Origin of the sequence: Sedimenticola sp., from assembly GCF_050289425.1 — a bacterium.
GTDB lineage: Bacteria > Pseudomonadota > Gammaproteobacteria > Chromatiales > Chromatiaceae > Sedimenticola.
Map to the genome: position 1 here is coordinate 1 of NZ_JBNKFS010000006.1, position 22,390 is coordinate 22,390.

The window sequence follows — 22,390 nt, forward strand, 5'->3', positions numbered from 1 at the left end:
CGCAGGCCGGTCTTGAGCGAGGCGACGTTCTCAAAGCCAAGCACCTGCAGCGAGTTGGCGGCCAGTACGCTGCGGTAGCCGGAGCGGCAGACCACGACGATTTCGCGCTCGCGCGCCCGCACCAGTTCCGGTTCGGTCTCTTCGTAGTCCCATTCGCAGGCGGATTCGAGGATGCCGCGCGGTACGTTCATGGAGCCGGGGATGTGCATGGCGGCGAACTCTTCCGGTTCGCGCACGTCGACAATCAGCAGATCGGGATTGGCCAGTTGCCGCTCTTCCAGATCCCACGGCATGATCTCTTTCACATCCGTCAGACAGCTACGGATCAGTTCTATAAAACGCATCATAGGGATAAGTCCTGTTACTACTTTGGGTTATCGTTGATGGGGTGACACCATTATTGATCACGGGAGCAGAGGGCTTGTTCAACGGCGATGACCGCCGCCTCAACCCGCGAGTGCACATTGAGTTTGCGCAGAATGGATTTGACGTGCAGTTTGACGGTGCCGTCGGAGATGCCCAGATTGCGCGCAATCACTTTGTTGCTCTGACCGTCCGCCAGCAGGCAGAGGATCTCCGCCTCGCGCGGGGTCAGGTCGGAAAAGATATCCCGGGTAGCGGTGGCCTGGGTTTCACCCTGCACCGCCTTGGCGAGGATGCCGGTCAACTCCTGGGCGACGATGGTGGCGCCACCGACAATGGCGCGCAGGGCGTTGATCAGTTCGTCCGGTTCCATATCTTTCAGCAGGTAACCCTGCGCCCCGCCTTGCAGCGAGTTGATTACATCGCTCTCTTCACGGCTGGTGGTGAGCATGGCGATCGGCATGGTCAGCCCCTTTTCCCGCAACACCTTCAGTACCTCGATGCCGCTCATGTCCGGCATACGCATATCCAGCAGTACCACGTCGGGGCGTTCCTGTGCCGCCAGTTCGATACCTTCCTGGCAGTTGCCGAAGGCGCCGATCACATTGATGCCCCGGCGCTGCAGCAGCTCCTGGAGGCCAATTCGAAACAGCGCATGGTCATCGATTAACAGGATACGCATCAACTGATCTCTTTCTGCTCACTCTTGCGGACGTTCAGGCCCGGATTATAAGTCAACTCCACGCGGGTGCCTTCTCCGGGTTCACTCTCGATCTTGATCTCGGCTCCCACCCGACGGGCGCGCTCCTCCATGATGGAGAGTCCGATATGTTCACCGGGACTGCCGGGCGGCCGCACGTTATCGAAGCCGACTCCGTCATCTTCCACCAGCAACCGGTACTCGCCCTCGGCACTGCAGGTGAGCAGTACCCGCACGGTATGCGCCTTGGCATGTTTACGGATATTGGCCAGGCTCTCCTGCACGATACGCAGCAACTGCATCTCTTCGCTGGCGCCCATATTGACCTGACGGCAGCCGCACTGGAAGAAGATGGGGACTCCGGTATCCTGGCGGAAGCGCTGGGTCATCTTTTCCAGCGCCAGGATCAATCCGCGCTGATCCACCGGCGCCAGGAAGTTGTTGAGCAGCTCACGCAGTTCGGTATGGGCTTCGTCCAGGCCGTTTTTGATCCGCTCCAGTTCATTACGCGCCAGGGAGCTGTCACCCGGCTCTTGCTCCAGGGTCTCGTCCAGCATGCGCACCTGGAAGCGCAGACTGGCCAGGGTCTGGGCCAGGGAGTCGTGCAACTCATGGGCCAGGGCGGTGCGCTCTTCGATAATCGAGAGCCGCCGCGCCTCTTCATCCGAACGGTGTTTGGCGATGGCGATACCCAGATGGCTGCCGATGGTGTAGAGCAGATCATAGGTCTCTTCACGGCCTTCCAGACCGGACTTTTTAATCAGGATACGATACAGCCCCAGCACATCCCCATGGAACTTGAGCGGCACGGTGATCTGTTCCAACTCATCGCTGCTGTACATATGCCGACCATTGCGCTCGGAACAGGCTTTGGCGTCATGTTCACACAGTACGTCGCCACTGGAGAGGGTCTTGCCGCACTGGCAGAGCGGTACCGGTAACTGTTCGCCTTCGGTCAGGATCCGGTCATCCGGTCCGATACTGCCCACCAGACGCATCAGCCCCTGGGGGGTGGTCAACTGCACCGTGGCCGCCACGCCGTGGGCCATCTCCTTGAGCACCCGCAGGAAACGCAGCAGCAGCTCGTCCATATCATCGGTTTGGTTGATACTGGCCGCCACGTCGTAGAGCGCCTTCAGACCGGTGGTTTGCTGGGCCAGGCGCCGGGTCTGCCGCGCCACCCGGTTGTCCATGTCTTCGTAGAGGTCGATCAGCTCGCTGCTCAGGCTATCCAGATCCCGCGCCAGGGGACCCAGCACGCCGACATCGTCGATCAGCAGTGTGGTCCAGGGTTCGCCCTGGCAGACATCCCCCACCGCCCGCTCCAGTTGTACCAGTGGTGCCAGCAACCGGTTACGCAAGCGGTTGACGCCGACGATGAAGGCACCGATCGCCACCAACGTAGAAGCCAGCATCAGCAGGCCGACCATCCCGAAATCCGCCCCCGGTGCATACCAGAGGACCAATAGAAGATTGAACAGCAAAACGGCCGCCAGGGTGATCAGCGGCCCGAGCATGCGGGCGGCCACCAGAACCTGCAGGTAGGGATAACGGCCCATGATGGTCATCAGCAGGCCACCGCCCTCAGGCACAGGGGAATGAGGCGTGTTCTCTTCGTTCGTCATGGCCTTGTTCATCGTTCACCTTATCTGGATGCGAATCGGGCGGATCAGCACACTGTATTCGAAGTTGCTAATTTAGCATGATTTACACCAAGGGAGGAAACCGCCCGTCGGGGGTGACGCCGTGATCCCTTGTAGCCGAATCCGCGTGGACACACAAAACGTGCCCAGCCTACGCACTTGGCCGGGGGTTACGGCAAATGGATCATGTCCCGAGTGCGGCGATGGCGGCGATCTGGCGTTCCCGCAGTACTTTGCCCAGCTCCGCCCCCTGCAGACCCTCTTCACTGAGCTTGGCGGGTGATACCGACGCCATGGCCCGTCCGGCGGCGTCCAGCCAGCTTGCCGCTTGCCGCGACGGGTCGGGCCAGAGTACGTCACACAGGATCAGCAGGCGCCGAAAACGCTCCGGCTGCTGCTGGGCTCGCCCGCGGATCAGCAGATCCAGCGTGGACTCGGCTTGCCGTTGCAGCGCCGGCGGATAAAAGCGGGCAACCCCCTGCGCCTGGGCCAGCAGGTCCAGATAGTCGCGCTCCACCGGTAGCGCCTCTTTCAGCCAACGGCTGCGGGCAGGCCCCTGACAGAGGCTGTGAAACAAGGCGGCAAAGCGCACCAGCGGATCGGCGCCGGCCGCTGTCGCACGTTTCAGCGCCAGGATCGGTTCATTGACCGGCTGTGAGTCGTGTGCGGAACCGCCGCCCATCGCCTCGGCCAGTGGTGGAAGCAGCGGAGCCAGTGCGCCACAGCGCTGCAGGGTTTCAAAAAAACGCCACGGCTCCGGCTCCGGCAGCGCACGTTTCAGCTCTTGCCAGATACGCTCCGGTTTGAGTGCCGCCAACTCCTCGCTCGCTGCCATCTGCTTCATCAGGCCAAAGGTGTCGTGGGCCAGGGAAAAGCCCTGCTTCGAGAAGCGGGCGATAAAGCGCGCGGCGCGCAGCAGCCGTACCGGATCTTCACTGAAGGCCGGGGTGATATGACGCAGGCGGCGCTGTTCGATATCGGCCAGTCCACCCACCAGGTCGATGACTTCGCCTTCCTCATCCTCCACCAGGGCATTGATGGTGAAATCGCGGCGCCGCAGATCTTCTTCCAGGGTGACGTCGGTGCCGAACTCCACACTGAACCCCTTGTAACCCGGTGCGGTTTTGGTCTCACGGCGGGCCAGGGCATACTCTTCCCCCGTATCGGGATGCAGAAACACCGGAAACTCCCCGTCGGCACGCTTAAAACCGCGCTCCAGCATCTCCGCTTCCGTTCCCCCTACCACCAACCAATCCCGATCTTTAACCGGAATACCCAGCAGACGATCACGCACGGCCCCACCGACCAGATAGATGTTCATGCCCCACCTCCCTGCAGCACGCTCAGACGGTTGGCCGTCGGGCGTAAAAATTGCCTATCCTGCCAATTTTTCATACCGCTTGCTCCACTTGCATCTTGCGTTCCTCCTGTTGCAACTGCCACATCTCCCGATAAACCCCGGCCTGTTCCAACAACTGCCGATGACTGCCGCGCTCGATGATGCGCCCCTGATCCATCACCAGGATCTGGTCGGCATCCACCACGGTGGAGAGTCGGTGGGCGATCACCAGGGTGGTGTGGTTCTCCGCCACCTCTTGCATGGTTTCGAGTATCGCCTGTTCGGTCTGGGTATCCAGCGATGAGGTCGCTTCGTCGAACACCAGGATACGCGGCCGTTTCAGGATTGCCCGCGCGATGGCGATGCGTTGTTTTTCACCGCCGGAGAGTTTCAGTCCCCGCTCCCCCACCAGGGTTTGGTATCCCTGGGGCAGGGATTCGATAAAGCGCCGGATATGGGCCATGCCCGCCGACGCTTCAATCTCTGCCTGTGTCGCCTCGGGGCGGCCATAGGCGAGATTGTAGTAGATGGTGTCGTTGAACAGGACGGTATCCTGCGGCACCACGCCGATCACCTGGCGCAGGCTGTCCTGGGTCACCTCACGTACATCCTGGCCATCCACCAGCACCGCACCGCCGGTCACGTCGTAAAAGCGGAACAGCAGCCGCGACAGGGTCGACTTGCCGGCACCGCTGTGGCCCACCACGGCCACCTTTTCACCCGGGTGGATGGTAAAATCCACATCCTGCAGGATCTGCCGCTCCGGCACGTAAGAGAAAGAGACGTGGCGAAAACGCACTTCACCGCGCTGCAGTTGCAGGGCCGGCGCATCGGCACGATCCTGGATCTCCGGTTGTTGTTCCATCAGCTTGAAGATCAGGTCCATATCCGCCAGCGAGTATTTGATCTGCCGATAGACCATGCCGAGGAAGTTGAGCGGGATGAACAGTTGCAGCAGGAAGGCGTTGACCAGCACCAGATCGCCGATCGACATGCTGCCGTCCACCACCCCGCCGGCGGCGAAGAACATGATGGCGGTGACCCCGATGCCGATAATGCCGCCTTGGCCGAAATTGAGCAGCGACATGGAGTTCTGGCTTTTGACCGCCGCCTCTTCCCACTGATCCAGGGTGTTGTCGAAACGCACCAGTTCCAGTTGTTCATTGCCGAAGTATTTGACCGTTTCATAGTTGATCAGGCTATCCACCGCCCGTGAGTTGGACAGGGACTCCAGCCGGTTCATGGTGTGGCGATAATCCATCCGCCACTCGGTCACGGCGAAGGTAAAGACGATATAGACCGCCACCGTACCGAAGGTGACCAGGGTAAAGATCAGGTCATAGTGGGTGAGCAGAATGATCGCCACCAGGGAAAACTCCACCACCATCGGGATGATGCTGAACACCATGTAGTTGAGGATGGAGCTGACACTGCGGGTACCACGATCCAGATCCCGGCTGATGGCACCGGTCTGGCGTCCCAGGTGAAAACTGAGGGAGAGCCGGTGCAGATGGGTCAGCACCTCGGTCGCCAGGCGGCGCATGGCGTGATAGCGCACCCGGGCGAACACCACGTCGCGCAACTCGTTGAACAGGGTACTGCTGACGCGCAGGGCGCCGTAGCCTATCAGCAGCGCCACCGGCAGGACCAGCAGGGTCTGCTGGTTGTGCTCCATGCCGTCGACGATCTCCTTGAGCACCATCGGAATACCCACGTTGGCCACCTTCGCCGAGACCAGGCAGCCCAGTGCCAACAGGGCCCGCCCACGGTAATTCCACAGGTAGGGGAGCATGTTTCTGAGGTTTTTCCAGTCGCGGCGGTCGCTGTGTGGACGTGCTTGGGCTTGACGATTGTGTGCCATATAGAGAGACTGTTTAATAATTTGCTAATAGAGTGGGATTCTAGCCGAATTCCTGAGCCAACCCTTATGACACAAGATTGCAGTTATAACGAACTTTACGCCCTGCAGGTGCTGGATGACAGCATGGAACCGGAATTTCCGGCCAAGTGTATCATTGTCATCGAGCCTTCCGAGGTGTGCGCCAGTGGCGCATACGTGATTATCACCGTGGAAGGTGAACGGCTGTTCCGGCAGTGGGTGCGTAATACCGAGGGTCAGGTGCAGCTGGTCGCGCTCAACCCGCAGTACCCTAGCATCGCGCTGGCCGGAACCAACCATAAGATTGAAGGGGTGATTGTCCAGCGCAATATCCGCCGCAAGATCAAGCACTACAAGCCCTATGAAGAGAATCACGGCCCCGTGAATTGAGCGGGGTTCCGGGATCGGCGTATTCGCGTGGGCACAAACCGCGTGCCCACCCTAGGGTCCCGTCAGGCCCTGAGCGCCGACTCCAGCTCCCGCCATAACTCCTCGTAGGCGACACCGGCGGCGCTACGCGGGGCGAAACTGCCCAGCGGCGCGCGGAAAAAGCCCATGCGCTCCACGTCACTGGCGTAGGGGATGTGGGCCTCCAGCAACTCGGGGAAGCGCGCCGGTAGCTGCTTGATCATCTCCAGATGCATGCGCTTGCGCCGGTCCACCATGGAGAAGAACGGCAGCCGTTTCACCTCCCCCACCTTGTGCCCGTCCAGGAACTCCACCAACTGCTCATAGGTGCGTAGTGACAGCGTGGTGGGGATGGTGGGCACCATCAGGGCATCCGCCGCACGAAAGATATTCTCCGACACCAGGGAGATACTGGGCGGGCAATCCAGGTAGATCCGGTCATACTCTTGCGACAGCGGCCGCAACAGCCGCAGCAGTTGTTTCACCGGCCCCTTGGCCTCTCCGAGCATCAGATCCATGTTGCGATAGGAGAAATCGGCCGGTAGCAGATCCAGATTGTAAAAATCGCTCCCCTTGATCAAGTCGTCCAGCTCCCGCTTGCCCTTGATCATCTTGCGGCCGCCGCCCTTGACGCGGGGCTTGATGCGGAAGTAGTAGCTGGCCGCCCCCTGCGGGTCCAGGTCCCACACCAGGGTGCGCAGGCCGGCCTGGGCCGACAGATAGGCGAGATTGACTGCCGTGGCCGTTTTGCCGACTCCGCCTTTGATGTTATAGACGCCGATAATCCTCATCCCTTCTCCCCGCCGCGGCGTCCCTTCTTCTTGCCTGAGCCGAACAGCGTCTCATAGCTCTCCACCTGCTCCGGGGCCGCGAACAGGGCAAACCGTTCGGCGAACTCCGAGCGGCTCTGCTGCTGCCGTTTCAACAAGCCATCCACCAGCATCCCCATCGCCAGCAGGGTGTCGGCCGGCACCGCCCGCTCTTCCACCATCTGATGGGCAAATTCACGCAACTTGTCGGCCTGGACCTCCAGATCCTGGTAATCCCCCAAATTATCCAGCAGCCCCTTGAGACTCTTGATCAGCGGCTTAATCCGCTCCGCGGGATAGAGACTCTGGAAAAACTCCAGCAGGTAGCGCAGCTTTTTACAGCTCTTGCGCAACTCATGCAGCGCCTCCGGCGGGGCCTTAGGGTGAATCGCCAAACCCTCTTCCAGCACCTGCCTGAAGGTCCGGTAAATGCGTTTGCTCGCCAGTTTGCCGATCGGCTTGTGGGCGTGGGGAGCGGTCTGTTCAGGGTCGTCCTGTGCCGACAGAAACGCGCGCCACTCTTTCAGCAGGGTATGAAAATGGGGTGAATTGAGTTTGCGCACCATGGCCCGCTGCGCGGCCTGCTGATGGTCGATGAGAAAATCCCGCAACGGATCCAGGTCGGGCTGGAGCGCTTCCGGCAGGCTGTTACGATAATCGTCGAACCCCAATAAATAGACGTCCAGATCCCGGGTAGGGCCGGTCAGCTGGCCGATCCAGGCAAACTGTTCCCGAAACTTCTCCACCGCCTCCTCGGGAAATACCCCCTTGATCTGGCTCAGCGCCGAGCGGGTACGGCGCACCGCCACCCGCAGGTCGTGCAGAAACTCCGAATCCAGATCCGCGCGGGCGCCGGGCAGATTGATCTCCAGTGTGTCCAGCAGGGCACGGTGGATCTGCCGCGCCACCTCGATCGTCGGGGTCTCGGGATGCAGGGTGAAATCGAGTTTGGAACTGTAGTCGAGCGGCTGCCGACCCATTGCGGCCAGGCCCAGCGCAATCAACGGCTCACGTTGCGCTGCAAGTTTCAGGTTACGGCCGAGAAAGCGGCTGACTTGCGTCAGCGGTTTAGCGTAGCCACGCACCGGTTGCAGATGGATCAGCGCCGCCATCGGTTGATACTCGCCCCGCCCCGGCGTCCGGGCGCTCTGTGCCAGCAACGCAATCCGCAAGACCGTCTTCTGTTCGCTATCCAGCACCTTTAGCAGGCGCTCGCGGCAACGGATCTCCACCTGGGGCAGCAGGGCCCGCATCTGCAGTGCCGCGGCCAATTGCTCCCGCAGCAGCCCGGGCGGATAAGCGCGGTAAAACCGCTCAATCGGCCCCTCCGGACGGATCGTCTCGATCGCCGTTCCATCCGCCAGTTTACGCAGGGTCAATGCCGCGCCGCCCTTGCCACGTACTTCGTCCAACTGGACACCGGCCTGATACAGGCGCCAGTCGAAGCTGTCGTGAAAGATATGTCGGGTGGTGGTTTCCGGCTCGCTGGTCAGCTGGAACTGGGTGGAAAGCGCACTCACCACCTCCCCGAGCGATTCCGAATCCGTTAGCTGAAACTGGAGCGATGGCGCCTTCATATTGTTATATCCTGCCCTTGTCCCGGGAGTGTCGATCCCCATACCTCAGGTGCTAGATACTAATCAAGCGGGCATAGAATTACCATTACAGTGCATGGCGGGCACCCCAAGGGCGCTCGCCATGCACTGTACACACCGGCCGAAGAGGGGACTTACAGGCTCTTCGAGGCGATCTCGAACACATCCCGGGACACCCCTTCGGTGTTCAAAATGCGTTCCAGTTGCGCCTTCATCAGCTGCTGGCGAGACGGGTCGTAACGCTGCCAGCGCGCCATCAACCGCACCATGCGCGACGCCACCTGCGGATTGAGCCCATCCAGTTCCAGCACCCGATCGCCCAGGAACCGGTAGCCGCTGCCATCGGCCGCGTGGAAGCGCACGCCGTTACCGGAACAGAAAGCACCGATCAGGGCACGCACCTTGTTCGGGTTGGCGATGGAGAAGGCGGGATGCTGCAGCAGTGCCTCCACCCGTTCCAGGGTATCGCTGCGCTTGGACATCGCCTGCAGACTAAACCACTTGTCCAGCACCAGGGGATCGGCCTGCCACTGCTGATAAAAGGCTTCCAACAGCTCGGCCGTCTCGGGGGTGTCGCGATCGGCCAGCAGCGAGAGCGCGGCGATCACATCGGTCATGTTGTTGCCGCTCCGGTACTGCTCGACACAGAGCCGGTGAATATTTGCTTCCGGCAACTGCATCAGATAGGCGAGGGCCAGATTGCGCAAGCTGCGTCGGCCGATGGAGGCGGCATCCGGCCGATAGGCACCGGTTACGGCGTTGGCGTGGTAAACCGCCAACAACGCTTCCTGCAACTCGCTCGCCAGGGTGGTCTTGAGCCATTCCCGCGCCTGGTGGATGCCCTCCACGTCCACCACTTCCATCTGGTCGCCCAGATAACCCTCGGCGGGCAGGGTCAACACTTCGGCCAGCAGTGCCGGATCCGTGCTGTCATCGGTCAGCGCCTGGAGGAAGGCGTTGATGAATCCGCTCGGCACTGGGCATTCCGGATCCGCCACCCGCTGCAGCAGGATACGCTGGGCCAGGGTCTGGGCCGCATCCCAGCGACTGAATCCGTCGCTGTCGTGGGCCATCAGGAACATCAGTTGCTCGTCGCTGTAGTCAAAGCGCACCTTTACCGGTGCCGAGAAACCGCGCAGCAGCGAAGGTACCGGCGCTTCGGCAACCTGCTCGAACAGGAACTGCTGACGAGGTTCTCTCAACTCCAGCATGCGTGTACCCGTGCCCGCCACGGTGTCACCCTGGAGCCGTAGCGCCATATCGTCGCCCCGACTGTCCAGCAGACCAATGGCCAGCGGAATCAGGAACGGCGCCTTGTCGGTCTGACCGGGCGTCGCCGGACAGTGCTGTTGCACATCCAGTGAATAGGTCTGGTTGGCGGCATCATAGTGCCCCTGGATCGCCAGTTCGGGGGTACCGGCCTGACTGTACCAGCACTTGAACTGGGTCAGATCGCGTTCGCCGGCATCCGCCATGCACTGCACGAAATCATCGGTGGTGACCGCCTGTCCGTCGAAGCGCTCAAAATAGAGATCGGTCCCGCGCCGGTATGCCTCCGCCCCCAGCAGGTTGGCCTGCATGCGTACCACTTCGGCCCCTTTCTCATACACGGTGACGGTATAGAAGTTATTGATCTCCATGTAGGAGTCGGGGCGCACCGGGTGCGCCATGGGGCTGGCATCCTCGGCAAACTGGTGGGCGCGCAACAGGCGCACATCTTCGATCCGCTTCACCCCGCGCGAGCCCATGTCGGCGGAGAACTCCTGGTCCCGGAACACCGTCAGCCCCTCTTTCAGGCTGAGCTGGAACCAGTCACGGCAGGTGATGCGATTGCCGGTCCAGTTATGGAAATACTCGTGGGCGATGACCGATTCGATGCCCTGAAAGTCCCGATCCGTGGCGGTAGCCGGAGACGCCAGCACATACTTGGAGTTGAAGATATTCAATCCCTTGTTCTCCATCGCGCCCATATTGAAGTCGTTGACCGCGACGATCATGTAGATGTCCAGGTCGTACTCGCGGCCGTATTGCTGCTCATCCCAGAGCATGGCGTGTTTGAGCGCGGCCATGGCGTGATCGCACTTGGTGACGTTTTCCGGCTCGACGTAAATGCGCAGCGCTACCTCACGCCCCGACGGCGTGGTATGGCTATCTTCGATGGCCCGCAGATCCCCCGCCACCAGGGCAAACAGGTAAGCCGGTTTGGGGAACGGATCGGTCCAGGTCACCCGCTGCCGGCCATCATCAAGCTGTACCGTTTCAACCGGATTGCCGTTGGAGAGCAGCACCGGATAGCGCTGTCGGTCGGCGGTGATGGTGGTGGTAAAGCGGCTCATCACATCCGGTCGGTCGAGGAACCAGGTGATCTTGCGAAACCCCTCCGCCTCGCATTGGGTACAGAACATGCCGCCCGATTTGTACAGCCCCTCGAGGGCGGTGTTTTGCTGCGGCAGGATGCGTACTTCACTCTCCAGCACAAACTGATCCGGCACCTGTTTCAAGATGAGCCCTTCGCTATCCTGCCGGTAGGACTCGGGGTCGAGCGGATGGCCGTCGATCGCCAAGGAGAGCAGTTCCAACTGTTCGCCATGTAGAGCCAGATCCGCACTGTGGGTTTCGGCAGCGGGATTTCTACGTAGCGCGAGTCGCGCCCGCACCCGGGTCTCTTCTTCCCCCAGATCAAACCAGAGCTGGGTCTGGTCGATCAGAAATTCCGGTGGCCGATAATCTTTCAGGTAGACGGTGGCGGGGGTGTCTCGAAGCATGGGCGGTCTCGTATGGCTGTCTTGGAAAAGGGTGACTCAATAGATCAGGATTTTATCCCACTATTCAACCCTGCGTGGAGTGGCGGTTTTCACACCGCATCCACCGCCGTCGATGTATCCACCGATAAATATCCGATCCGGAAGCGTATCAGCACGCTGCAACCGCCTAACTACGGGAACGGTAAGATGCCCTGGCGGTGTCAGCCCGTCACCGCATCGGCTTGAAAAAATTGGTACCCGTTACGACCATCCTGCTTGGCCCGGTACATGGCCAGATCCGCGTTTCGCAACAGCTCCGTCTCAGCGGTTCCATCCATCGGATAGCAGGCGATGCCCACCGAGGCCGAGATTTGCTGTTCACTACCGGCAACGATAAAAGGTTGGCGCATCTGTGCCAGGATCTTGTCCGCCACCTGCGCCACCGCTTCAGCCCCTTCCACGCCGGTGAGAATGATATTGAATTCATCACCCCCCATACGCGCCACGGTATCGCTGCTGCGTACGCAGGCGGTGAGCCGCCCGGCCGCCTCTATCAGCAGTTGATCCCCCGCCTCATGGCCAAAGGTGTCGTTGATATATTTGAAGCGGTCCAGATCGACGAACAGCAGGGCAAACGACTCCTGGTTGCGTTTCGCCTTGAGCAAACATTGACTCAGCCGGTCATGGAACAGGCTGCGATTGGGTAGCTTTGTGAGCATATCGTAATGGGCTTGACGCCAGATCTTCTCTTCCAGTGCCTTGCGCTCGGTAATATCGGCAAAGGTGACGACCGCACCGAGCAGCCGTCCTTCGCGCATGAGGGGATGGGAGCGAAATTCGACCCGGAAACGGCTCCCATCGGCACGCCGGAAATACCCCGCCTCACTGTGCACCACCTCCCCTTCTTGCAGCGCCGCTCGCAAGCGGGACGCACCCCCTCCGGGCGGGCTGTCAGCACCGGTGTCATGCACAGTGTCATAGACGCTCTGGCCAATCAGTTGTGCCGCATCCTGATAACCGAGCAGGCGCAGGGCCATCGGATTTAAAAAGGTAAAACAACCCGCGTTATCAATACCGTAAATCCCTTCGCCGGACGAGTCGATCAGCAAGCGCAACTCCTCCTCCGCCTGCTCCCGATCATGCACCTGCTGGCGTAACTCTGCGGTGCGCTGCTCCACCACCCTATCCTGCTGCTCCTTGGCCCCCTTCAGCAACAACATCTGGGTACGGAAACGCGACAGGCCAAACAGCGTCAGCGCCGATAGCAGCAGCCAGATGCCCAAGTGGATGGCGGCCATGTTCCACTTCTGTTCATATTGCGGGGTCAGCAGGGAGGCGGCTTTGAAGGTGACACTCGCCCCACCCCGTATATCACCCACTTCGTAGCCCTGTTTTTCATGGCATTTAAGACAGGGCTTCTTGGCGATCAGTGGCGCCATAAAACGGTAGAGCGAAGCATCGCCCTCACCGACAAATTCCTGCACCAGCTCAACATCGTTCTCAAACGCCTGCAGTGCCCGGGTTTCCCAGGGATCGGCGGCATTGTCGGGGTTGATCGGTTTAAGGCTGGTGAGATGGACTTTGATATCGGACAACTCTTCCACCACGTAGGTGAGCTGACGCGTCATAAAGGCCGGATTCAACAGGGTGAGCGGCTTGCCGGAAGGGGTGGAGATATCACGCTCTTCGATCTCCAGATATTTGTTCGGTTGGGTATCCTTGTCCACCAGCACGTAGACCCCACCATGGCGGGCATTCCACAGCCGTATCGATTCCACCATCTTGAAAACGAACTGGGCACGGTTTTCGGCGATCTCCCGGGAATGGCGATCCAGTGCATTCCAATTCCAGACCAGGGACAAGCCGGCCACCAAGCTCCAAACAGCGAGCGGTACGAACCAGAAACTGCGATTGAGGATATAGCGTTGCATCTTGTTCGAGCTCTTAATCGACTGCCCAATACAGTAGCGTCATCCTCCACTCAAACTGTAGCTCTAAATTGCACCTGAGCCTTGCTAGACCCCCCTCATGGCACTTGGTACGATAGGCCAATTACTCTGCAATTTAGAGACCGGACATGCCTAAAGTCGTAATGTACACCACCGCCATCTGCCCCTACTGCCTGCGCGCCAAATCGTTACTCAACCGAAAGGGAATCACCTTCGAAGAGTTGCAGATAGAGGGCAACCGGGAACGCATGCGGGAGATGATCCAGCGCAGCCAACGCAATACCGTGCCGCAGATCTTCATCGACGATTACCACATCGGGGGATATGACGACATGGCGGAGCTGGATATGATGGGCAAACTCGACCCGCTACTGGGGCTGGAACCACAGGGTGAACCGGAAATCATCACATGAACGCACCAGGGCAGGCAGCGGATATGCGTCTGGACAAATGGCTCTGGGCAGCGCGCTTCTTTAAGACCCGTCAACTCGCGATTGAGGCGATCAACGGTGGCAAGGTCCATCTCAACGGCCAGCGCACCAAGCCGGGCAAAACCGTAAGCGTCGGCAGTCGGCTCACCATCCACAAGGAGTCGCTGGAGTGGCAGATCGAAGTACGGGAACTGCCGAAACAGAGGCGTCCAGCCAGTGAAGCCGTTCACTTCTACCTGGAAGACGAAAGCAGTCGTCTGAAACGTCAACAGCAGATTGAAGAGCAGCGGTTGTTGCGGGCCGCAGCCCCCCGCCCCGCCCCGGGTAAGCCCAGCAAGCGGGACCGGCGCCTGATCCACAGCTTTACCGGCAAGGACTAGCATGGACCAGGACGCCTACCGCAAGACCTACGAACGGATCAATGAGCGTGCCTGCCTGTTTGAGAAGTGCCTGTTCGCCGGACATGCCGGCTGTTCCCAGTCGGAAAAATTCAATCTGGCCGAGCGCGAAGGCATCCACTGCAAGTCGGACAGTGCCCAGTCCCAGTGTGCCGAATTGCTGGAGCTGCTGCGCCACCACAGCCGCTTTACCCTGAAATCGGGCGACGGGAGTGGTGTACTGAATCATGCCCAGGCACTGCGCATCCAGGTGGGCGGCTTGCGCGGGCTGGACCTGGTCATGGAAGAGCGCCCGGAGCCCTCCCGCTTTATCGCGGACATCCATGCCCTGGTCAGCCATGCCCGGCGTCAGTTCGAATCCCTTGAACACCTGCCCTTTAACCGCATCATCCAACAGATCGCCGCCTTCAAAGGGCGCCGCGGCTGACGCCACATCCTGTCCCGGCGGTTTCCAGCGACTACACTCTGAAGAAACGGTGCGGCCACCCGCTGCGCAACCACTTGTTGATCGGGGTCATGGCATCCCGGGCCATCTTCCAGTGGGATAAGAAAAGATTCAAGAACGCCGTTATTAAACTTCCGAGGAGAGAATAATGCCTGCCTATACCACCCAGGATATCCGGAATATTGCCCTGGTGGGCCAATCAGGCGCCGGTAAAACGACGCTGGTCGAGGCCCTCTTGTATCACGCTGGCGTGATACAAAACCAGGGTACCATCGAACGGGGCGACACCATCTGCGATTTTGATCCCCAGGAGAAACGCTACGAACATTCACTCGACGCCGCACTGGCCCACCTGCAGATAGAAAACACCCACATCAATCTACTCGATACACCGGGGCTGATTGACTTCTTCGGCCGCGCCTTTGGCGTCCTGCAAGCCGCGGAAACCACCGCCATCGTCATCAATGCGGAGACCGGCATCGAGCCGGCTACACTGGCGATGATGGAGCATGCGCAGAACGACGGTCTGTGTCGCGCCATCATTATCAACAAAATCGACGCCGACCATCTGGACCTGGAAGCGCTGTTGAACCGTATCCGCGAAACCTTCGGCGATGTCTGCCTCCCGCTCAATCTGCCGGACGCCGAGCAAGGCAAGGTGGTGGACTGTTTCTTCGCGCCGGATGGCGACCCGACCGCCTTCTCTTCCGTGGCCGAGGCGCATACCAATATCGTCGACCAGGTAGTGGAGATGGATGAGCAGTTGATGGAACTCTACCTGGAGCAGGGCGAAGAGCTGAAATCATCCCAGTTGCACGACCCGTTCGAAGCCGCACTGCGCGAAGGACACCTGATACCGATCTGTTTTGTCTCGGCCAAGAGCGGCGCCGGCATCAAGCAACTGCTGAAGATCATGACCCGGCTGCTGCCGGACCCGACCGAGGGTAACCCACCCCACTTCCTCAAGGGTGAACTACCCCAGGCCAAACCGGTGGAAGTCCTGCCCGATCCGGGCCGGCATGTGGTCGCCCACGTATTCAAGGTCAGCAACGATCCGTTCCGTGGCAAACTGGGCATGTTCCGGGTCTATCAGGGCACGGTCACCACCAATACCCAACTGTTTATCGGTGACTCACGCAAACCGTTCAAGCCGAGTCACCTTTACCGGATTCAGGGCAGCAACCAGACCGAGGTTGCCCAGGCCATTCCGGGAGACATCTGTGCCGTTGCCCGGGTGGACGAGATATTCCGCGATGCGGTGCTACACGATTCCCATGATGAAGATCACTTCCACCTGCAACCCGAACAATTTCCCATGCCACTGTTCGGTCTGGCCGTGATACCGCAGAAGCGGGGCGATGAACAGAAGCTCTCCGACGCCCTGCTGAAGATCGCGTCGGAAGATCCCTGCCTGACCATCGAACACGACACCCAGGCCAATGAAACCGTCATCCGGGGTATGGGGGAACTGCATCTGCGCGTGGTAATGGAGCAGTTGGAAGAGCGGTATAACGTGCGGGTGGATACCCGCCCACCCAGCATCCCCTACCGGGAGACCATCGGCGCCTCCGCGGAGGGACATCATCGGCATAAAAAGCAGACCGGCGGCGCCGGTCAGTTTGGAGAGGTTTCACTGCGGGTGGCTCCGCTACCCCGCGGCGAGGGCTTTGTGTTTATCGATGAGGTTAAAGGCGGGGTAATACCGGGCCAGTTCATCCCGGCTGTCGAGAAAGGGGTGCGGCTGGCGCTGGAAGAGGGGTATATCGCCGGCTATCCGATCCAGGATCTGCAAGTCACGGTGTATGACGGCAAATTTCACGCCGTCGACTCCAAGGAGATCGCCTTCGTCACGGCCGGAAAAAAGGCGTTTCACGACGCCCTGGAAAAGGCGCGGCCGATAGTGCTGGAACCGGTCGTCAACATCAGCATCACCGCCAACGGCGACGCCATGGGCGATATCACCGCCGACCTCACGGTGAAACGGGGACGCATCCACAATACCGAAATGACGCCGGATGGCCGGATGGTGATCAGCGGACAAGCCCCCCTGGCCGAGTTGGACAGCTACAGCACCAAGCTAAAATCCATGACCGGAGGGGAAGGCACTTACGAGATCAGCTTCAGCCACTACGATCCGGTACCGGACAGCGTACAACGCAACCTGGCTGAAAAACATCAGCTCAGGGTTCACCATCAGGAAGAGTAAGCGAAGCGGATTGCTGAATGGACAGTCCCGTAGGGTGGGCACGATTTTTGTGCCCACGCGTACACTACCCCAGGGTCGCGTTGCTTTGTCCCGGACAGCTAAGTGGAATACTCATCAAAACGGGGGGCTTCCAGTCCCTCGTCATACCAACAGGCGCGGTCGCGCCAAAAGATATTATCCTGGGGACGAATGCCCGGGTCCACATCCAGGGAACCGGCCGGGATGATCAGAGCCAGTCCGTTACGGCTCAGGTATGGAACGCCCGAACCGCAATGGGTGCAGAAACAGCGGGCGAAACGTTCTGCCGTCGGCAAATCGAAACGTTTGATCAGGGATTCGCCGGACAGCCAGCGGATGTTATCCGGTTTGGTGAAGATATTGGAGGCGTGCGTCGAGCCGGTGGACTTCCGGCAGCGGGAGCAGTGGCAAAGGTGAAACTGCTCAAGCGGTCCGGTCACTTCGTAGCTCACCTGGCCGCACAGACAACTGCCCTTGACGTTGCTCATATGTACTCCCGTTTTGCAGTAGATCGCAGGTAATCAAACTTCACGATCGCTTATCGAATTGAACACCGCCGCACACACTAGAGATTAGTTGGTACAGCCGATTTTTCAAAAATAGCGCAATATATATATTCATAGTCGGCGATTTCCTCAAAGGGCGGCAGACTCCAAGGATGAAATATCCTGCCTGGAATCACTTCATCGTGACTGCTCTTTTCCCGTCGACGATCCAGCCAACCATCGTGAATCGCACGGGCTTGAGTACTAATGGGTCTATACCCATTACGTAACGTATCATGTTTGATCCGATCGAAGTGGAACCCCGTGGTAACCAGCAAATGGCGGTTATAAAGCGCCACTTGGTCGAGTACCTGTGACTGTCTTTCACCAGGCATATAGAGCAGCACATTTAGCAACATAACGACATCGAACATCTCACTGCTTCTGAAATCCTCGACAGAGGAAGCCGGTAGAAATCGAACACGGGAACGCAAATCGTCCCGTACGGCAACCGTCGTATCAGACAGCGGGGTGAAGAACTCACGTTCAGAAGATGTCATGCCGGAGAGGATTTCGCGCGGGTATTGACCAATACGTGCATAGTCCAAAAACTGCGCTTCAATGTCGGTAACGGTCACTACAATTTCACGTTCTGCAAGCCGGGGATCCAAAGCTGTCGCTACCGCCAAAGACCACGCCTCTGCACCAATAGAACCCGCATGAACCAGGATATTAATCCGGCCAGACGGCAATGCAGACATCCGCTCACAGAGAACCTTTAACAGTGACCGGTTACGGAAAAAAGCTGTCGTCCCAATGCTCACATCGGTCGCCGCACGTAACCGTATCGGATCAGGATATGCTATCGCTCCACCCCCACTCCCCTTACTGACCATGGTGTTCAAGATATTCCGTGCTTATTTAACCACTATAAACAGACTACCAGCAGTACAGGGATATGCTGCCATTTTCGGTGGCTGTAAGCCATTGAAAATGAAGAAAACGAAAAAACGTATTTTTTGTTTTCGTGTACTGATAAAGCCAGGGATGGCTTTAATCAGGGCTTCCTTAAGAGGATACGCCAGAGCTTGCAAACACGCCATCCCGCTCTCTCTGTATCTCCTGTTCCATGGTGTAGTGCGGCTCTGCTGCATCCAGAAGTACCTTGCGGTCGCCATGGAACAGCAACCGTTCAACAACCGCATTGATGTCATGAAAAGAGCCGGTCTGCAACGCCACCAGCCGATCATGGACCGCCTTGTCCAGCGTGACCTGTACCTGATTATCCATAAATACCTCTGTATTCGGTTGTGAGTGGTGAAAAAATAGTATACCTGTTTACTTGGTTATTCAAGTTTAGACCAAATCGACAAACCCCTTAAACCAATTGTGTTCATTGGTAAATATGAGCCATTGATAGCATCTATCTCACTGCAGAACAATCGTCGACAACCCCATGCGGGGATAAAAAAAGGGGCGCTAAGCGCCCCTTTTTGGAAAGGTGTTTCCGGCGGCTATGACTTGGATCGCGTCTTCGCCGCCGGTACATAGTTGGCATCATTCGGGTTGAGAAAGATAAAGCGCAACTCGCCATCATCCAACTGTGCATAATCCATCACGGCTTCATCCAGCAGCGGCGCATATTGCGGTTCCATCACGACTTCGACACCATTGGTGACAAGGTGTATGTCATCCTCTTTGGCTTCGTCGAAACCCATCAGGTAATCGATGCTGCCGTCCTCTTTCATCCTGGCGGCCATACGCAGCACCATACCCTCTGTGCCACCCTGCTCCGCCGCGTTGCGTACCTGCTCAGCGGCATTTTCTGTAATTTCAAACATTGAGAATGCTCCGTACTGCTGTAGGGACGATCCTTAATGAGATTATCCCGGTTATACCTACCCTTTCAATTAACTGTTCCGACGTTTCAACCGCACGACGCACCCGCGCTGACGTTATCGGATTATTGTGTTTTACGCTGGTCCCGGCAGCGGCGCACATGCGCCAGAAAACGTTCAATCCATAGATTACCGCCCACATCCCTTAGGTGAGTGTAGCTGGCCAACAGATTTTTATAGACGATCCCGTCGTGTATGCCGTCAATTCCGGTCCCCCGGGTCACTTTGTAGGCAAAATTGATCGACGGATCCAGATTCTCCAGTGCCGAGTAGTGGAACTCATGTGCCGCAATTTCGCGGCTACATCCAGCTATTTTAGGCCAGGGATTCGCCCCGGTCTCCTCCAGTCGAACATAACCACGTCCCTGAGGACGCTCGTACATCACCACATCCGCCTGGATGGCCCCGACCATTTCACACTGCTTGGCCTGCCATGACAAACGGCGGGACAGGTACATCAGTCCGCCGCATTCGGCATAGACCGGGCCGCCCTGTTCGATGAAATCCTTGATCTCCCGACGTAACGAAGTGTTCGCCTCCAGCCCGTCCATCACCATTTCAGGAAAGCCGCCGCCGATAAACAGCCCGTCCACCTCCGGCAAGTGGGCATCGCCCAGGGTATCAAACGGTACCAGTTCCACGCCCTGGTTGCGCATCTTCTGCAGATCCCCCGGATAGTAAAAACCAAATGCGCGATCCCGGGGATAACCGATACGCAGCGGCTCGACTGGCAGCTCGAGCGGGGCTGGTTCGTTGTAGTCCAGGGGCGGAACGTCGGCAGCGATACTCAGTATCCGGTCGATATCTACCTGTTCGGCGATCTTTTCCCCGAGTTGCGCAATCTTTTTGTCCGCCAGTTCACTCTCATTGCTCGGCATCAGCCCCAGGTGCCGTTCATCGATCACCAGCTCGGCAGCGCTGTGTACCGCCCCCACCACCGGCAAGTCGGTGTAGTGGTTGATCACATTGCAGAGCTTCGCCTCATGCCGGCTGCCACCGACCTTGTTCAGGATGACGCCGGCAATGCGTACATTGGGATCAAACGCCTGATAACCCAGGATCAGCGGTGCGATGCCGCGAGTCATGCCCCGCGCATCGATCACCAGAAATACCGGCGCCTGCAGCTTGGCAGCCAGGGCGGCATTGCTGTTGCTGCCGTCCAGATCGAGACCGTCATACAGCCCCTTATTGCCTTCGATGACGCCGATTTCCGCCGCGGCCATGGCGCGCCCAAACTCGTCGCTGATCTCTTGCTGCGACATGGTGAAAAAATCCAGATTAACGCAGGGGCGTCCACTGGCGGCAGTGAGCCAGAGCGGATCGATATAGTCGGGGCCTTTCTTGAATGTCTGCACCTGCATGCCGCGTCGACTCAGGGCGGCTGTCAGACCGATCGACAACGTGGTCTTGCCGGAAGACTTGTGGGCGGCGGAGATAAAGAAATAGGACATAGGCCTTGATCAGTTGAGTAGCGGAACCTTCAGACCGCTGCCGGACTGATGGTGGATTGCCTGCTCGCTATAGTCGCCCTTCCGTATTTGACTGTAAAGTGGCCGGGTTAACCGATTATGACGACCGGGGTGCACGCCAGCTAACGTTTTCCCAATCACTTTTGGCAAAGCCCTTTCCGGTCATCCCTGGCAAAGTCGTTCCCGGCCATCCTTGTCCTCGACTCTGGCCTCCTGCTTTGCCCTACCTCCTCCATCCTTGGAGTCGTCCACGGCATAAGTCCATCCCTGGCAAAGCCGCTCCCGGCCATCCTTGGCCTCCGCGGCATAAGTCCATCCCTGGACAAAAAATTCACCGCCGAAAATCGACGGTGGATTCCTTCAATAAGCCGGACAAAAGCTTCGTGACATCAGATGCATTCGCCTTCTTCAGGGTCTTCCAAGCTCTCCGGCAACACCCGCAACATGCGCGCACCGATCGCCACCAGCGTCATCGCAACGGAGACGCCGGCTATGCCCAGCAGTGCCTCTGCCAAGGTGGGTGTGTATGCGGCTACCACGCCGTCAAAGAAGCTGCTTTCCAGCACCTCTTTGCCCGGGAACAGGTTCATCGGAAACGCCTGGCCACCGATCACGATCACATAGATCTGGAAAAAACCGCCAATCAGGACCAACAGGGAAGCCACCGCAATGGCAAAGCGCGAGCTGGCAAAGGCCGGCGAATAGAGCAGGAACAGCGGAATGACACCGCCAATCAACACCTGGCCGATCCAGAACATGTTGGTGTAGACGCCGCCCTCCAGCAGGATGAAACGCTCCACCCCGTGATGCTGGGTGACATACAGGTTGGTCAGGTGATAGACCATGGCGAAATAGAGCACCGCCCCAACAAACACCCCCAGCAGGTTTTTCAGCTTGGCCAGGCGCAGATCACCCAGGGTGCGTCCCGCCCACCAGTAAGCGGCCATCAGGGTGATGATGAAAAACGCCAATCCGTAACTGAAGGACATGATGATAAACATCGGCGCCATGATCGCAGCATCATAGGCTTCACGCGCCACCAGGAAACCGAAGATGGAGCCGGTACCGGTGGTCAGGGCGAGACGCCAGAAGAAGGCGGCAAAGCCGATCGGCCGTTTCAGGTGGCCCATCTTGCGGTCCATCATGGCCCATAGGTAGAGGCCGACGATAGTGAAGAAGCCAGTGTAAAGAATGATGTTCCAGGCGAAGATCGACTTGAAGTTGTACGACGTCATGGCCACGATCAGACGATCAGGCCGGCCCAGATCCAACAGCAGCACCACCAGACCACCGGCCAACAGACCGATCGCCAGCAAGCCGGAAAAACGACCCAACGGCTTATACAGCGGACCGCCGAATACGGAACCGATGGAGGCGACATTGAGCGCACCCGAGGCCGCCACAATCAGGAAAATGGCGAACACATGGGGTAACCCCCAAACGATCTGGTTGCTCATACCGGTCACAAAGTGGCCGTTATGCTCCATATGGAAGGCCGCACCCAGGCCCAATAGAATGATAAAGGCGAGAGAGGTCAGTCCACCCCAATAGCGTGGGGAACTGCAGTAAAGCTCGCGGTATTGCATTTTTTTCATCGACTTCTTCCCTACC

The 22,390-nt window shown here is 58.8% G+C and carries 20 protein-coding genes; 5 read left to right on the forward strand and 15 right to left on the reverse strand.

Translation table 11 applies throughout. The annotated features are described in order from the left end of the window. The 5 genes from ACQY5R_RS05395 to ACQY5R_RS05415 form a co-directional block, all read right to left on the reverse strand. Window positions 1–347 (reverse strand): rhodanese-like domain-containing protein (locus ACQY5R_RS05395; protein ID WP_428605493.1); only part of this gene is annotated, 347 nt, incomplete at its 3' end. Window positions 348–397: 50 nt separating this feature from the next. Next, complete coding sequence (locus ACQY5R_RS05400) at window positions 398–1,045, reverse strand: response regulator (RefSeq protein WP_428605495.1); 648 nt, start codon at window positions 1,043–1,045, stop codon at window positions 398–400. Continuing rightward, window positions 1,045–2,700: an ATP-binding protein gene (locus ACQY5R_RS05405; protein WP_428605497.1), complete on the reverse strand. Its 1,656-nt coding sequence runs from the start codon at window positions 2,698–2,700 to the stop codon at window positions 1,045–1,047. The genes ACQY5R_RS05400 and ACQY5R_RS05405 overlap by 1 nt, the downstream gene beginning before the upstream one ends. Before the next feature lie 190 nt (window positions 2,701–2,890). Continuing rightward, window positions 2,891–4,027 (reverse strand): multifunctional CCA addition/repair protein, encoded by a 1,137-nt coding sequence (gene cca / locus ACQY5R_RS05410; RefSeq protein ID WP_428605498.1) that lies wholly within the window; start codon window positions 4,025–4,027, stop codon window positions 2,891–2,893. Window positions 4,028–4,097: 70 nt separating this feature from the next. Beyond that, window positions 4,098–5,906 (reverse strand): ABCB family ABC transporter ATP-binding protein/permease, encoded by a 1,809-nt coding sequence (locus ACQY5R_RS05415; RefSeq protein ID WP_428605499.1) that lies wholly within the window; start codon window positions 5,904–5,906, stop codon window positions 4,098–4,100. A gap of 66 nt (window positions 5,907–5,972) precedes the next feature. Here ACQY5R_RS05415 and ACQY5R_RS05420 point away from each other — a divergent pair, with 66 nt between their 5' ends. Beyond that, a complete protein-coding gene (locus ACQY5R_RS05420) occupies window positions 5,973–6,314 on the forward strand; it encodes a S24 family peptidase (RefSeq protein WP_428605500.1) in 342 nt (113 codons plus the stop codon). Between the two features lie 62 nt (window positions 6,315–6,376). On the opposite strand, the gene ACQY5R_RS05425 is transcribed toward ACQY5R_RS05420, so the two are convergent. From ACQY5R_RS05425 to ACQY5R_RS05440, 4 genes are all read right to left on the reverse strand, one after another. Then, on the reverse strand, window positions 6,377–7,123 hold the full coding sequence (locus ACQY5R_RS05425) for a ParA family protein (RefSeq protein WP_428605501.1): 747 nt from the start codon (window positions 7,121–7,123) through the stop codon (window positions 6,377–6,379). Beyond that, window positions 7,120–8,718 (reverse strand): CHAD domain-containing protein, encoded by a 1,599-nt coding sequence (locus ACQY5R_RS05430; protein ID WP_428605502.1) that lies wholly within the window; start codon window positions 8,716–8,718, stop codon window positions 7,120–7,122. The genes ACQY5R_RS05425 and ACQY5R_RS05430 overlap by 4 nt, the downstream gene beginning before the upstream one ends. 152 nt (window positions 8,719–8,870) lie before the next feature. Then, window positions 8,871–11,501, reverse strand: coding sequence for an aminopeptidase N (gene pepN, locus ACQY5R_RS05435; RefSeq protein ID WP_428605504.1), 2,631 nt, complete (start codon window positions 11,499–11,501; stop codon window positions 8,871–8,873). A gap of 200 nt (window positions 11,502–11,701) precedes the next feature. Beyond that, window positions 11,702–13,411, reverse strand: coding sequence for a diguanylate cyclase domain-containing protein (locus ACQY5R_RS05440; RefSeq protein WP_428605507.1), 1,710 nt, complete (start codon window positions 13,409–13,411; stop codon window positions 11,702–11,704). Between the two features lie 146 nt (window positions 13,412–13,557). Between ACQY5R_RS05440 and grxC the strand changes: the two genes are divergently transcribed. From grxC to fusA, 4 genes are all read left to right on the forward strand, one after another. Next, window positions 13,558–13,842, forward strand: a complete 285-nt coding sequence (gene grxC / locus ACQY5R_RS05445) for a glutaredoxin 3 (protein WP_428605509.1) — start codon at window positions 13,558–13,560, stop codon at window positions 13,840–13,842. Continuing rightward, window positions 13,839–14,240, forward strand: coding sequence for an RNA-binding S4 domain-containing protein (locus tag ACQY5R_RS05450; protein WP_428605511.1), 402 nt, complete (start codon window positions 13,839–13,841; stop codon window positions 14,238–14,240). The genes grxC and ACQY5R_RS05450 overlap by 4 nt, the downstream gene beginning before the upstream one ends. 1 nt (window position 14,241) lies before the next feature. Further along, on the forward strand, window positions 14,242–14,685 hold the full coding sequence (locus ACQY5R_RS05455) for a hypothetical protein (RefSeq protein WP_428605514.1): 444 nt from the start codon (window positions 14,242–14,244) through the stop codon (window positions 14,683–14,685). Between the two features lie 166 nt (window positions 14,686–14,851). Further along, entirely contained in the window at window positions 14,852–16,909 is a 2,058-nt protein-coding gene (gene fusA, locus ACQY5R_RS05460) for an elongation factor G (protein WP_428605516.1), read from the forward strand. A 98-nt stretch (window positions 16,910–17,007) separates the two neighbouring features. Here the strand turns inward: fusA and ACQY5R_RS05465 are convergent, their stop codons facing one another. The 6 genes from ACQY5R_RS05465 to nrfD form a co-directional block, all read right to left on the reverse strand. Then, window positions 17,008–17,415, reverse strand: coding sequence for a GFA family protein (locus ACQY5R_RS05465; RefSeq protein ID WP_428605519.1), 408 nt, complete (start codon window positions 17,413–17,415; stop codon window positions 17,008–17,010). 77 nt (window positions 17,416–17,492) lie between these two features. Then, window positions 17,493–18,308 carry a CheR family methyltransferase gene (locus ACQY5R_RS05470; protein ID WP_428605944.1) on the reverse strand — a complete coding sequence of 272 codons (816 nt, stop codon included), beginning with the start codon at window positions 18,306–18,308 and terminating at the stop codon, window positions 17,493–17,495. Between the two features lie 172 nt (window positions 18,309–18,480). Continuing rightward, window positions 18,481–18,702: a hypothetical protein gene (locus tag ACQY5R_RS05475; RefSeq protein ID WP_428605523.1), complete on the reverse strand. Its 222-nt coding sequence runs from the start codon at window positions 18,700–18,702 to the stop codon at window positions 18,481–18,483. Between the two features lie 224 nt (window positions 18,703–18,926). Further along, on the reverse strand, window positions 18,927–19,253 hold the full coding sequence (locus ACQY5R_RS05480; RefSeq protein ID WP_428605526.1) for a HesB/IscA family protein: 327 nt from the start codon (window positions 19,251–19,253) through the stop codon (window positions 18,927–18,929). 122 nt (window positions 19,254–19,375) lie between these two features. Next, window positions 19,376–20,761, reverse strand: a complete 1,386-nt coding sequence (locus ACQY5R_RS05485) for a cobyrinate a,c-diamide synthase (RefSeq protein ID WP_428605528.1) — start codon at window positions 20,759–20,761, stop codon at window positions 19,376–19,378. A 407-nt stretch (window positions 20,762–21,168) separates the two neighbouring features. Beyond that, window positions 21,169–22,374 carry an NrfD/PsrC family molybdoenzyme membrane anchor subunit gene (gene nrfD, locus ACQY5R_RS05490; protein ID WP_428605530.1) on the reverse strand — a complete coding sequence of 402 codons (1,206 nt, stop codon included), beginning with the start codon at window positions 22,372–22,374 and terminating at the stop codon, window positions 21,169–21,171. Window positions 22,375–22,390: the final 16 nt, after the last annotated feature.